This window comes from Bacillus sp. AR4-2 (assembly GCF_008274865.1).
GTDB classification, from domain to species: domain Bacteria; phylum Bacillota; class Bacilli; order Bacillales; family Bacillaceae_G; genus Bacillus_A; species Bacillus_A cereus.
The window spans coordinates 2142289-2156545 of record NZ_CP031062.1; the positions used below are offsets into that span (position 1 = coordinate 2142289).

The following is a 14257-nucleotide window of genomic DNA, read 5'->3' on the forward strand; positions in this document are numbered from 1 at the left end:
ATTAGATGGCTATCCCATCTATTTCAGTATATAAAATGCCAATTGAATCAGAACTACCAAAAAATAAAGTGAATTGGACACCAGATCCGAAACGTGCAGTACTTTTAATTCATGACATGCAAGAATACTTTCTTGATGCATATAGCGATAAAGAATCACCAAAAGTAGAACTTATTTCAAATATTAAAATGATAAGAGAAAAATGTAAGGAACTTGGTATACCAGTTGTTTATACAGCACAACCTGGTGGGCAAACGTTAGAACAACGAGGTTTATTACAAGACTTTTGGGGTGACGGTATACCTGCTGGACCAGATAAAAAGAAAATTGTTGATGAACTTACTCCTGATGAGGATGATATATTCATAACAAAATGGAGATATAGTGCATTTAAAAAGACAAATCTATTAGAAATTTTAAATGAACAAGGAAGAGATCAACTCATTATTTGCGGTATTTATGCGCATATTGGCTGTCTTTTAACAGCTTGTGAAGCATTTATGGATGGTATAGAGCCGTTCTTTGTAGCAGATGCAGTTGCTGATTTTTCACTAGAGCATCATAAACAAGCATTGGAGTATGCATCTAATAGATGTGCAGTAACGACATCAACAAACCTACTGTTAAACGATTTACAAAGTGTAAAAGATGATGAGAGTGAAGGAATCACTATACAGGAAGTGCATGAACTAGTTGCACAACTACTTCGTGAGCCAGTAGAGAGTATTGATATTGATGAGGACTTATTAAATAGAGGGCTTGATTCGGTCAGAATTATGAGTTTAGTAGAGAAGTGGCGTCGTGAAGGGAAAGAAATCACTTTTGCAGATTTAGCAGAACATCCAACTGTTGCAGGTTGGTACAGTTTACTATCTTCACAAACAGCACAGGTGCTGTAACAAATAGACTACATAATAAAGGGGTAGTAAAGAATGCCTAACAGTCAAAAGATTCGTCATTCGTTATCATCTGCGCAGTCTGGTATGTGGTTTGCGCAACAATTAGATCCGCTTAATCCAATTTATAATACTGGGGAATATGTAGAAATAAACGGAAATATTCATCAAGACATTTTTGAATTAGCTGTACGTAAAGTTGTAATGGAAACAGAAGCACTTCATGTTCGCTTCGAAGAGGATGAAATTGGCCTATGGCAAGTTATTGAAGAATCACAGTTTCATATGCATTTTATTGACGTTCGTAAAGAAGAAAATCCTGAAGAAGCTGCTAAAGTATGGATGAAAAATGATTTATCTATACCAGTCAATTTGAAAAAAGATACATTATTTACTGAAGCACTTATTCAAGTTGAAAATAATCGTTTCTTTTGGTATCAGCGCATCCATCACATTGTGATGGATGGCTATGGATTTTCACTTCTTAGCCAAAAGGTAGCGAATGAGTATACATCACTTATAGAAGAAACAAACAAGAATGAAAAACCATTTGGTTCTCTTGCAAAAGTCGTGCAAGAAGATATTGAGTATCGTGAGTCTAAACAATTTCAGGAAGATCGTATTTTTTGGTTAGAAAAGTATGCAGATGAACCAGAAGTTGTAAGTTTGGCAGAACGAGCACCGAGAACATCAAATGGATTTTCACGAGAAACAGCTTATTTATCTAGTTCTAGCACGAAAACTTTACTAGAAGATATCAATATTTCGTTAACAAGTTGGCCGGAATTCATTGTCGCTATAACAAGTATTTATATGCATAAATTAACAGGTGAAAATGATATTGTTTTAGGTTTACCGATGATGGGACGTCTAGGTTCTGTATCTATTCATACACCAAGTATGGTAATGAATTTAGTTCCACTTCGTATTACAGTAACTCCAAATATAACTCTTGCAGAATTATTGCAACAAGTTTCTAAAGAAATCCGAGATGTACGTCGCCATTATAAATACCGTCATGAGGAATTAAGAAGAGACTTAAAGTTACTAGGTGAAAATCAAAGGTTGTTTGGACCGTTAGTGAATGTTATGCCTTTTGATTACGGGCTTAACTTTGCTGGAAATCGTGGTATTACGCATAACTTATCAGCAGGACCTGTCGATGATTTATCAATAAATGTATATAAACGTTTTGATCAAAATGAGCTAATGATTCATTTTGATGCGAATCCCGAAGTATATAATGGCGCGGAGCTAGCATTGCATAAAGAAAGATTTATGAATCTATTTGAATTAGTAGTAAATAATTATGAGAAAAACGAGTCGATTGGAAAAATAAACATTACTCTGCCTGAAGAAAATCATAAAGTTTTATTGGAATGGAATGAAACGAAGGAAGACGATGAGTTAATCAGTCTGCCTATATCATTTGAAAAACAAGTGCAAAAAAATCCCAATAAACTAGCGATTACTTGTGACGGTGTAAACCTTACGTATAAAGAGCTAAATGAACGAGCGAATGAACTAGCACATTATTTAGTAGAAGAAGGAATACGACCAAACCAGTTTGTAGCTTTAGTATTCCCTAGATCAATAGAAATGGTAGTTAGTATGCTAGCAGTCTTAAAGGCTGGTGCAGCGTATTTACCAATAGATCCAGAATACCCAGCAGATAGAGTTACTTATATAGTAAATGATGCAAAACCAGTTTGTATCATAACACATTCATCTGTTTCATCTAAGTTAGTTATAGAAAAGGATATGAAAAAAATTGTATTAGATGACGAAGAAACGAAACTAGCGTTACATACATATTCTCGTATGAATATAGCATGTAAGAATGATGTATCACTGTTAAACCCAGCCTATACAATATATACTTCAGGCTCAACAGGAAACCCAAAAGGTGTAATTGTTCCTATGAGAGGTTTAAGTAACTTTTTAATGGCTATGCAACAAAAGTTTTCATTAAATGAAAATGATCATTTATTAGCAGTTACAACGTTTGCATTTGATATTTCTGCACTAGAAATTTATTTACCTCTTATTAGTGGTGCAAGTTTAACAATTGCGCAAAAAGAAGACATACAAGAGCCTTCTGCATTAACGACACTTTTACATGAAGAAAGAGTGACCATTATGCAGGCTACACCGACGCTTTGGCAGGCGTTAGTAACTGATTATCCAGAGAAGCTACAAGGGCTAAGCATACTTGTTGGTGGTGAAGCTCTTCCAGCGCATTTAGCAAATAAATTACGAGAATTAGGTTGCTCAATAACTAATTTATATGGACCAACTGAAACGACGATTTGGTCTACTTTCATGAACATTGATGAAGGTGAAAAGGGTATACCTCCTATTGGAAAACCAATTTGCAATACAGAAGTGTATGTATTGGATGCAGGGTTACAACCAGTTCCACCTGGAGCTATTGGTGAATTATATATTGCAGGGGAAGGACTTGCAAGCGGATATTTAGGAAAACCTGAGTTAACAGCTGAACGGTTTGTTGCAAATCCTTATGGAGAATCAGGGAAGCGCATGTACCGTACAGGAGATCTTGTGAAATGGCGTAGTGATGGTGCGTTAGAGTACATTAGTCGCGCAGATCATCAAATTAAAATTCGTGGATTCCGAATTGAATTAGCTGAAATTGAAACGGTATTACAACGACATAAAAATATTCAACAAGCGGTAGTAATGGTACGAGAAGATCATGCAAATGATAAACGCATCATTGCGTATATCGTTGCAGAAGAAAAGGAACCGATTAATCTTTCAGAAATTCGTTCTTATGTTTCAGAAAGTTTAGCGAATTACATGATACCATCAGCATTTGTTGTGCTAGAAGAATTACCATTAACGCCAAATGGTAAGGTGGATAGAAAGAAATTACCTGCTCCTGATTTTAATGGAATGAACAATGAGAGAGTTGCTAGAAATCCGAAAGAAGAAATATTATGTGATTTATTTGCAGAAGTACTTGGTGTCTCTCGAATTAGCATTGATGATAATTTCTTTGAAATGGGTGGACATTCACTTCTCGCATCTCGTTTAATGGCTAGAATTCGTGAAACGTTAAGTGTGGAATTAGGAATTGGGAAACTATTTGAATCACCAACTGTTGCCGAACTGGCGAAACAATTAAACCATGCAAAAAGCGCAAGACCAGCTATTCAGAAAGCAAGTAGGCCAAATGAAGTTCCACTTTCATTTGCACAGCGCAGGTTATGGTTCTTAAATTGTTTAGAAGGTCCAAGTCCTACTTATAATATTCCGCTAGTCATTCGTATGAATGGAATATTGAATCGGGAAGCATTACAAGGTGCTTTTTATGATGTAGTTGAGAAACATGAAACACTTAGAACAATTTTCCCTAACGTATTAGGTAGTTCCTATCAGAAAATTTTAGATATGGAAAACTTAAATCTAGAAATGGTTATAACTAATACATGTAAAGATGAATTAGAAAGTGTACTTTCAGAGGCGGTAAGATATAGCTTTAACCTCGATTTTGAGCCGGCAGTTCGTTTACAACTTTTTACAGTGAGTGAAAACGAACATGTATTATTAATTCTATTACATCATATTGTAGGTGATGGCTGGTCATTACAGCCGTTAACGAGAGATTTTACAGCGGCGTATAAAGCGCGATGTCAAGGGGACAGAATTCAGCTGGAGTCACTTCCAGTTCAATACGCAGATTATGCACTTTGGCAACAGCAATTGCTAGGTGATGAAACGACACCAGAGAGTCTTATTTCAACACAATTAGATTTTTGGAAAGAAGAACTTAAAGGTTTACCAGACCAAATGGAGTTACCTACAGATTTCCAGCGTCCAATTGAGACGAGTTACCGCGGGGAAACAATTCATTTTCATATAGATGAAGGTATGCATAGTAGGTTAGTAGAGCTTGCACGTGAGAATGGAGTTAGTTTGTTTATGGTATTGCAAGCAGGGCTTAGTGCACTATTTACAAGATTAGGTGCAGGCACTGATATACCCATTGGAAGTCCGATTGCTGGAAGAAATGATGATGTACTTTCAGATATTGTTGGTTTATTTGTAAATACATTAGTGTTACGTACAAATACTTCAGGAGATCCAAGTTTTAAAGAATTATTAAATAGAGTGAAGCAGGTAAACCTTGTAGCTTATGAAAATCAAGATGTTCCATTTGAAAGGCTTGTTGAAGTATTAAATCCAGTACGTACTCGAAACAGCCACCCGTTGTTTCAAGTTATGTTAGCTTTTCAAAATACACCAGAAGCAACGTTTCATGTACCAGATTTAGAAGCGAGCCTTGAAATTCAAAGCGTCGGTTCTGCAAAATTTGATTTAACATTTGAAATTAGTGAGAATAACGGAGTTGATGGTACTCCGAACGGTTTACATGGATTACTAGAGTTTAGTACCGATTTATATAAACGTGAAACGGTTCAAAAACTAATAGAACGATTCATTTTGTTATTAGATGATGCAGCTACAAATCCGGATCGATCAATTGGCACATTAGAAATATTAGCTGTAGCAGAGAAAAATACAGTGTTAGAAAAGTGGAATGGTGGTTTTCAAATTGCACCAGAAATGACATTGCCACAATTGTTTGAAAAGCAGGTTCATATAAATCCAAATTCTATTGCTGTTGTCTTTGAAGATAAGAAATTAACTTATGAAGAGTTAAATAGAAAAGCAAATAAAATAGCTCGATTCCTAATAGCAAAAGGGATTGGTCCTGATCAACTCGTTGCTTTAGCGATGCCAAGATCATTAAACATGGTTGTAAGCTTATTAGCTGTTCTTAAAGCTGGTGCTGGATACCTTCCGTTAGATCCAGATTACCCAGCAGACCGTATTTCATTTATGCTACACGATGCGAAACCATCACGTGTTTTAACGAATTCAGAAGTGGAAATTGAATGTGATGAGGCACTAAAAGTTTTAGTTGATGATGTGAAAGTACTAGCAGAAGTTGAGAAATATAGTGAAGAAAATATTGATGAAGTGGAACGAATTAAGCCATTATCTCCATCACATATTGCTTACGTTATTTATACGTCAGGCTCAACGGGTAGACCGAAAGGCGTTATGATACCTCATCAAAATGTAGTAAGACTTTTAGGAGCAACTGATCATTGGTTCCAGTTTGACGGAAACGATGTTTGGACGATGTTCCATTCATACGCTTTTGATTTCTCGGTTTGGGAAATTTGGGGACCTTTATTATACGGAGGGCGTTTAGTTGTAGTTCCACATACTGTAAGTCGCTCGCCGAAAGAATTTTTACAGCTTCTTGTTAAAGAAAAGGTTACGGTTTTAAACCAAACTCCATCAGCGTTCTATCAATTGATGCAAGCAGATCGTGAAAATGAAGAGATCGGCCAAAAATTATCTTTACGATATGTTGTTTTTGGAGGAGAAGCACTTGAGCTAAGTCGCTTAGAAGATTGGTATAGTCGACATCCTCATAACGCACCAAAGCTTATTAATATGTACGGTATTACGGAGACGACAGTGCATGTTAGTTATATTGAATTAGATGAAACTATCGTCTCTTTACGAGCAAATAGTTTAATTGGGTGCAGTATACCTGACCTTAAAGTGTATGTGTTAGACAACTATTTACAACCAGTCCCACCTGGAGTAGTTGGAGAAATGTATGTTGCAGGTGCAGGACTTGCGCGTGGATATTTAGGAAGAGCAGGATTAACGGCTGAACGCTTTATCGCAGATCCATTTAGCAAGCCAGGTACAAGAATGTATCGTACAGGAGACTTAGCTCGCTGGCGTAATGATGGGACGCTAGATTATATAGGACGTGCAGATCATCAAATCAAAATTCGTGGATTCCGAATTGAATTAGGAGAAATAGAAGCAGTCATAATGAAGCACCCTAAAGTTGAGCAAGTAGCCGTTATTGTACGTGAAGATCAACCAGGGGATAAACGGTTAGTTTCTTATATCGTTGCATCAAATAATGAAGCAATTGATACGAATGAAATGCGTCAGTTTGCTAGTGGTAGTTTACCAGATTATATGGTTCCATACGCTTTTGTAGTAGTAAATGAGTTACCTTTAACTCCAAACGGTAAATTAGATAGAAAGGCATTGCCAGCTCCAGAATTTATCGCATCATCTTCTAGTCGTGGTCCAAGAACACCGCAAGAAGAAATGTTATGTGACTTGTTTACAGAAGTGCTAAGTGTACCTCAAATTGGAATTGATGACGGATTCTTTGATCTTGGTGGTCATTCACTCCTTGCAGTGCAGCTTATGAGCCGCATGAAAGAGGCGCTTGGAGTGGAACTAAACATTGGTACTTTATTTGCAGCACCGACTGTTGCAGGGTTAGCTGAAAGACTTGAGATGGGGAATGGTCAAAGTGCACTTGATGTGTTGCTTCCATTACGAGCAAGCGGGGATCAATTACCACTATTTTGTGTACATCCAGCAGGTGGATTAAGTTGGTGCTATGCAGGACTTATGAAATCTTTAGGAACAGATTATCCAATCTATGGTGTACAAGCACGTGGTATTGCTAAAAATGAAGAACTTCCAAAAAGTTTAGAGGAGATGGCGGCGGATTACTTGAAACATGTTCGTGAAGTACAGCCTTATGGACCATATCGTTTATTAGGTTGGTCGCTTGGAGGAAATGTTGTGCATGCAATGGCGGCGCAACTACAAAATGAAGGGGAAGAAGTAGAATTACTCGTTATGCTTGATTCTTATCCTGGACACTTCTTACCAAATACGGAAGCGCCTACTGAAGAGGAAGCGTTAATTGCATTACTTGCTTTAGGCGGATATGATCCAGATAACATGGATGGTAAACCCCTTACAATGGAAAGTGCAGTTGAAATCCTTCGTAAAGATGGAAGTGCATTAGCAAGTCTTGAAGAAGAGACTATATTGAACTTGAAAGAAACATATGTAAATTCAGTAGGGTTGTTAGGGAAATATGTACCGAAAGTTTATAACGGAGATATCTTATTCTTTAGATCTACTGTTATACCAGACTGGTTTGATCCTATTTCTCCAAATACGTGGCTAAATTATTTAGACGGGCAAATTGTGCAGCACGATATTGATTGTAGACATAAAGATCTATGTCAGCCAGGTCCACTTACGGAAATTGGGCAAGTATTAGCGAAATATTTGCAGAATAAGAAAGGGGTAAGTAGAGTATGACGAATCCATTTGAAAATGATAATTACACATATAAAGTATTAATAAATGAGGAGGGCCAGTATTCTCTCTGGCCTGCTTTTCTCGATGTACCTATTGGCTGGAATGTCGTATATGAAGAAGCTAGTAGGCAGAGCTGCTTAGAATATGTTGAATATAACTGGAAAGATTTGAATCCACAAGGTAATCAAGTTCGCGAAAAAACATTAGTAGGAAAACGATAATGAAAGAAAAACTAAATCCAAAAGTAGTTGTAAGTATCGTTTATATAACTGCGATGTTTATGGCTGCGATGGACGCAACGATTGTAAATGTAGCACTGCAAACGATAAGTAGGGAACTACAAGTACCTGCATCTGCAATGGGGACGGTGAATGTTGGGTATTTAGTTAGTTTAGCTGTTTTCCTTCCGATTTCTGGTTGGTTAGGAGATCGTTTTGGTACGAAAAGAGTATTTTTAATTGCTCTTTTCGTATTTACAATTGCCTCTGCTTTATGCGGAATGGCTAACGATATTACTTCATTGAATATTTTCCGTATCATTCAAGGTGCTGGTGGAGGGCTTTTAACACCGGTCGGAATGGCGATGTTATTCCGAACATTTTCACCAGAGGAAAGACCGAAGATTTCCCGGTTCATTGTACTGCCAATTGCTGTAGCACCAGCAGTTGGTCCTATCATCGGTGGTTTCTTTGTAGATCAAATGTCTTGGCGTTGGGTATTTTATATTAATCTACCGTTTGGAATCGTTGCATTGCTCTTTGGACTTCTATTTTTAGCAGAGCATGTTGAAAAATCAGCTGGTCGCTTTGATTCGCTCGGCTTTATTTTATCAGCACCAGGATTTGCGATGCTCATATATGCACTCAGCCAGGGACCGTCAAAAGGATGGATTTCTCCAGAAATTATGAGTACCGGGGTAGCTGGGGGTGTATTCATTACGTTGTTTATAATCGTAGAACTGAAAGTAAAGCAACCGATGTTAGATTTACGCTTATTAAAAGAACCAGTCTTTAGAAAGATGAGCCTTATATCATTATTTTCATCAGCCGGTTTATTAGGAATGTTATTTGTTTTTCCACTTATGTATCAAAATGTGATAGGAGTTTCCGCGCTAGAATCAGGACTTACGACATTTCCAGAGGCGATTGGATTAATGATTTCTTCACAAATTGTGCCATGGTCATATAAGAAATTAGGAGCTCGAAAGGTAATTTCTATTGGATTAATATGTACGGCGGTTATATTTGTTTTATTGAGTTTTGTAAATCACGATACGAATCCGTGGCAAATCCGCGCATTATTGTTTGGTATCGGTATTTTCTTAGGTCAATCTGTCGGTGCGGTTCAATTTTCTGCCTTTAACAATATCACGCCGCCTTCTATGGGGAGAGCTACTACTATATTCAATGTGCAAAATCGACTAGGTTCAGCAATAGGAGTAGCTGTTTTAGCTAGTATACTAGCCGGTTTTGGAAGTAATAACGTTCAATTCGATTTTTTACCATATCAAGCAGCACTAATTGGATCAGCAATATTTTTGCTCATAGCACTACTATTTTCTTTACGTATTTCCGATAAAGAGGTAATGTCAAAGAAGAAAGAAAAAACATTATCTGTATCAGAAAAAGAGAAAGTACTTGTCAATGAATAACAATATACGCATGCTTTCTTATGAAAATTGATATTCGTTGAATAAAGGAGAGTTTACATGATAGAAAGTAAAGTTGTAGATTCTATTCCAACTTTGAATGAGAATGATTGTCAAATATGGTGGGCAAGAATTTCAGATTTACAATCATGGCATTACAATTTACTAAATGATATAGAGCGAGAGAAAGCAAATTCGTATCACCATTCGGCAGATCGAGCTCGTTTTATAATAGGTTGCGTAATAAGTAGATTAGTTCTCGGTAAGATACTTTCTATGTCACCAGTCCAAGTACCAATTGATCGAATGTGCTCAGTATGTAAATTGCAGCATGGAAGACCACAATTACCAGAAGGTATGCCGCAATTATCCGTTTCACATTCAGGTGAGTGGGTTGTCGTTGCTTTTACAAAATCTGCACCTGTTGGCATAGATGTAGAACAAATGAATCCAAATGTAGATGTTATGAAAATGGCAGAAGGTGTATTAACAGACATTGAAATAGCGCAAGTTATGAAACTGCCAAATGAACAGAAAATAGAAGGGTTTTTAACATATTGGACTCGAAAAGAAGCGGTGCTGAAAGCGACAGGTGAAGGACTAATGATTCCGCCAGTACATATTACAGTATCAGCTCCAAATGATCCTCCAAACTTGTTGGTTTTTAAGGATAGACAAGAGTTATTAAATAATACAATGATGGAAGATGTAAAGCCTAGTTTAGATTATAGGGCCTCTGTTGCAATATTCAGTAAGGAAGTAACTGAAATTACGCAATTAGATGCGGCAGCACTTTTAAATCTTAAATAAAAAAATTATAGAAGAGGTGTTCCTCATGTTAGTAGCGGAAAATAGAAAGAATGAATTCACTTATAACGTACAAGCAATTAAAAATATTTTATTTTCTGGAGATACATCATCCATTCATGCTTTAGAAAAGCTTTTAAATGATACAGTTCAGTTTGATGTTCTTGAACAAGAGGCACTTGGTAGACAGTACATTCCGAAAGAAGCAAAGAATTTCTTTGATAAAGATGGAACATTTCTTTACCGTGTATCTAATGTTAGTTATAAAGGCAAGGTGTTATCTGAAAATCTAATTTTTGCAGACACTTCGTTTTTACCGGACGCAATAAAGAGTGAATTAGAGAGTGGAAATATTCCTGTTGAAAAGCTTATAGAAAAGATGGAAGTAAGAAGAAATGTATTATATGAAGGATATCAGCCATCTGGAAATATTATTGAATTGTTTGATGGATGTTCTGTTACAGCGAATGTGTATCCAACTAGAAAGTATCAAATTGTAAGTAAATGCAAATGTGTATTTTATATTTGTGAAGTGTATCATGCAGAGAATATAAAGCAATTACTTAAATAAAAACAAGAAACCAGCCTATAAAATGGCTGGTTTCTTGTTTATTTAACAGCTTCTTTTAATTCTTTACCTGCTTTAAATGCAGGAACTTTACCAGCGGCGATTTGAATTTCTTCGCCAGTTTGCGGATTACGTCCTGTACGAGCAGATCTTTCGCGCACTTCAAAAGTTCCAAAACCGATTAGTTGAACTTTATCTCCAGATTGTAATGCATTAGCAATTGTGTCAAATACGGATTGTACAGCTGCAGAAGCGTCCTTTTGAGAAATATCAGCTGATTGAGCTACGTTTTTAATTAATTCTGTTTTGTTCATGTTTTCACCTCATAAAAAAATTTTTGGAATGAATGTTTTAGTATAATAGATAGTAAAGATAAAGCTATCACTATGATTAGATAGAATACTATATAATTATGTTAATTTCGTTGCAAGAGACTGAATCCCTTCTATTATTTAGGGATTAATTAAGAATCGATGCATATAAAAAGCTTTAATATGAGGATGAGGGGGAGTATATGAATGATTTTTCGTGAAAAAAATGAGAAGGAAAGTATATTAATTCGTCAACATGATCATGGTTTTTTAGCTGGAGAGATTGCAAAACATATAAAAGAAGACTTTTTTGAAAGTAAAACATATTTAAAAGAAACAGTTGATGCAATATATGAGCATGACAGAGGATGGATAGAGCTTGATAAAGTACCAATTTTGAATGATGCTAAAAATATTCCATATACATTTATGGATTGTCCAAGCCCATTACGTTTTGTTTTTTATACGATTGGTTTGAATGAAATTGAAAATTCTAATCCATACGGGGCATTGCTTTGTAGTAAACATTTTTTATCATTTCCACTAAACGAGGAAGATGAAGAGATGATGTCATTTTATAAACATGAATTAGAACGACAAAAAAGAATTTTGAAAACGTTAACAAAGGAACAGTTTGCGATGTTCGATAAACATTATAGATTATTAAAGTTTTGTGATGAACTTTCTTTATACGTATGTATGAATAAGCCTGGTGTCAAAAAGAAAGATGAAATTGACTTATTTAAAGATGGTTTTGAAGGAACAGAAATGTTTAATAGTAAAGAGGAGAAACTTATTCAAGCTGAATGGGTGGACGAGGAAACGATTCGGATTACACCATTTCCATTTCAAACGGAATTTTATACGTATGTAAAATATAAAACGATAAATAAGCATGAAATGAAAGAAAAAGGGATTGCAAAGGCTGATAGAGAATCAGAAATGAAGAAACAAACCATTCGTTTCATACAATAAGGAGGTAATATAAGTTGAAAGATTATATATTAAAACAGTGTGATTACCATGCTTGGGCTAATACTAGATTATTCAATCGATTAAAAGAGTTACCAAACTATGAGACGATTTTTAATGAGCAGATACAGAGTGTATTCCCATCCATTAAGGATACTTTTGTGCATATTTATATTACAGATCAAGTGTGGTTACATATATTGCATGGTAAAAGTATGGATGAAGCAATACAAGACCGAGAAGATTTACGAAAACAAATTGAAACTAAATCGTTACATGAATTAGAAAAAATGTTTGAAAACATGGCAAATCAATATAAAGAGTTTTTAATTACAATACAAGATGTGAATGCTGTATTTGTTATTGAGAATCCATATGTAGGGAAATTAGAAACTTCGATTTTAGAATTAGTGCAACATGTCGTAAATCATGGTACATATCATAGAGGAAATATAACAGCGATGATCCGTCAACTTGGTCATTCGTCAACAATGATGGATTTTGTACTGTATTTACATATGGTTAAAAAGCAGGGAGAGTAATATAGTTTGTAAAAAGGAGAGGCTTTAATTGTAGAAGTCTCTCCTTCTATTTTATCCGGCATTAATGGTAGATCGACTGATTAAAATTTTACTTTATTTATTAAGAAGCTTTATTTTCTTGTAATTGCTTAGCGTATTGTACAGCCTTATATGCATTGACTCTACCGTTTTTCCAGTACGTACCTGTACCACTAATTTTATCAGTAGTAGACTCAATAATTTGGCGGATTTGTGTATTGCTATATCCTTGATTTGCTAAAAGAGCTGCGACTCCTGCAACATGAGGTGTTGCCATAGATGTACCACTTAATGATTGATACGTACTTCCTTTATATGTTGAATATATATTTGAACCTGGTGCTGCAACATCTACCCAGCTACCATAAGTAGAGAATGAAGATTTTCTATCTGATTGATCTGTAGAAGCAACTGCAATTACTTCGCTGTAATAAGCAGGGTAATTAGCTTTTGTATTTCCAGCATTTCCAGCAGCTGCAACTATAACAGAGCCTTTATTCCATGCATATTGAACGGCTTGTTGTAATGCAGTACCACCATTTGGAGCTCCTAAACTTAAACTAATTACTTTTGCACCCGAATCAGCAGCTTCTCGAATACCTTGCGCTACAGCATCAAGAGTACCACTTCCTTGATTATCTAATACGCGGACAGCATAAATTGAAGTTTGTGGGGCAACACCAGCAATTCCGACGCTGTTATTCGTAAGTGCTCCAGTAATTCCAGCGCAATGTGTACCATGACCATTACCATCATCAGATGTATTGTCGTTATCAACATAGTCATGCCCGTAAATTACTTTCGAAGCCAAATCAGGGTGTGAGCCTTGAACTCCTGTATCAATAATAGCTACTTTTACACCAGGATCACTTCGTTGGCTATCCCAAGCTTGTGGAGCTTGAATCTTTTGTAATCCATATTGATTATTAAAATATGGGTCGTTTGGAGTCCAAAAGGCGTGAACGTAATAATTCGGTTCTGCATATTCCACATCTGGATTATTTTTATAACTCTTTATTTTTTCTTTTACAGTACCTTTTGAAAATTGTACGACTTCAAAACCTAACTTATCATCTTTAGATAAGACATTAGCTCCGACAGATTTATGAAAAGATTGCACATTACTTAAAGATGCATTTTGTTTGAACTTAACGATTAATTGGTTAGGAACGTAATCAGTAGATGATGTTTCAGCACTTGAAGTATTCGTGTTAAAGAAGAAACCACCAATAATAAATGATAAAACAGATAGGAAAACAATGATTTTGTTTTTCAAAAGATTTTTCCTCCCTTTTCTTGGA

At 35.9% G+C, this 14257-nt stretch carries 10 protein-coding genes; 8 read left to right on the plus strand and 2 right to left on the minus strand.

What is annotated here, in order from left to right; translation table 11 throughout:
- Positions 1-5 precede the first annotated feature (5 nt).
- Genes DN399_RS11150 through DN399_RS11175 form a run of 6 tightly spaced genes read left to right on the plus strand, consistent with a single transcriptional unit; the run spans position 6 to position 11116 of the window.
- Entirely contained in the window at positions 6-899 is an 894-nt protein-coding gene (locus DN399_RS11150; protein WP_006918577.1) for an isochorismatase family protein, read from the plus strand.
- Between the two features lie 33 nt (positions 900-932).
- Positions 933-8090 carry an amino acid adenylation domain-containing protein gene (locus DN399_RS11155; protein ID WP_149149554.1) on the plus strand — a complete coding sequence of 2386 codons (7158 nt, stop codon included), beginning with the start codon at positions 933-935 and terminating at the stop codon, positions 8088-8090.
- Positions 8087-8311 carry an MbtH family protein gene (locus tag DN399_RS11160; protein ID WP_000184059.1) on the plus strand — a complete coding sequence of 75 codons (225 nt, stop codon included), beginning with the start codon at positions 8087-8089 and terminating at the stop codon, positions 8309-8311. The genes DN399_RS11155 and DN399_RS11160 overlap by 4 nt, the downstream gene beginning before the upstream one ends.
- Positions 8311-9741 (plus strand): MDR family MFS transporter, encoded by a 1431-nt coding sequence (locus tag DN399_RS11165; RefSeq protein WP_006918579.1) that lies wholly within the window; start codon positions 8311-8313, stop codon positions 9739-9741. Before DN399_RS11160 ends, DN399_RS11165 begins: the two co-directional genes overlap by 1 nt.
- A 57-nt stretch (positions 9742-9798) precedes the next feature.
- Entirely contained in the window at positions 9799-10548 is a 750-nt protein-coding gene (gene sfp / locus DN399_RS11170) for a 4'-phosphopantetheinyl transferase Sfp (protein WP_006918580.1), read from the plus strand.
- 25 nt (positions 10549-10573) lie between these two features.
- Positions 10574-11116 carry a hypothetical protein gene (locus tag DN399_RS11175; RefSeq protein WP_000959125.1) on the plus strand — a complete coding sequence of 181 codons (543 nt, stop codon included), beginning with the start codon at positions 10574-10576 and terminating at the stop codon, positions 11114-11116.
- 38 nt (positions 11117-11154) lie between these two features.
- Here DN399_RS11175 and DN399_RS11180 read toward each other — a convergent pair whose 3' ends face one another.
- Positions 11155-11427, minus strand: a complete 273-nt coding sequence (locus tag DN399_RS11180; RefSeq protein ID WP_001043905.1) for an HU family DNA-binding protein — start codon at positions 11425-11427, stop codon at positions 11155-11157.
- Positions 11428-11631: 204 nt separating this feature from the next.
- On the opposite strand from DN399_RS11180, the gene DN399_RS11185 reads away from it, so the two are divergent.
- The gene (locus tag DN399_RS11185; RefSeq protein WP_006918586.1) at positions 11632-12399 is read left to right on the plus strand and encodes a DUF3891 family protein; all 768 of its coding nucleotides are present in this window, start codon (positions 11632-11634) and stop codon (positions 12397-12399) included.
- 14 nt (positions 12400-12413) lie between these two features.
- Positions 12414-12938, plus strand: coding sequence for a DinB family protein (locus DN399_RS11190; RefSeq protein ID WP_016122462.1), 525 nt, complete (start codon positions 12414-12416; stop codon positions 12936-12938).
- 100 nt (positions 12939-13038) lie between these two features.
- On the opposite strand, the gene DN399_RS11195 is transcribed toward DN399_RS11190, so the two are convergent.
- On the minus strand, positions 13039-14232 hold the full coding sequence (locus tag DN399_RS11195) for a S8 family peptidase (RefSeq protein ID WP_000790937.1): 1194 nt from the start codon (positions 14230-14232) through the stop codon (positions 13039-13041).
- Between the last annotated feature and the right edge of the window lie 25 nt (positions 14233-14257).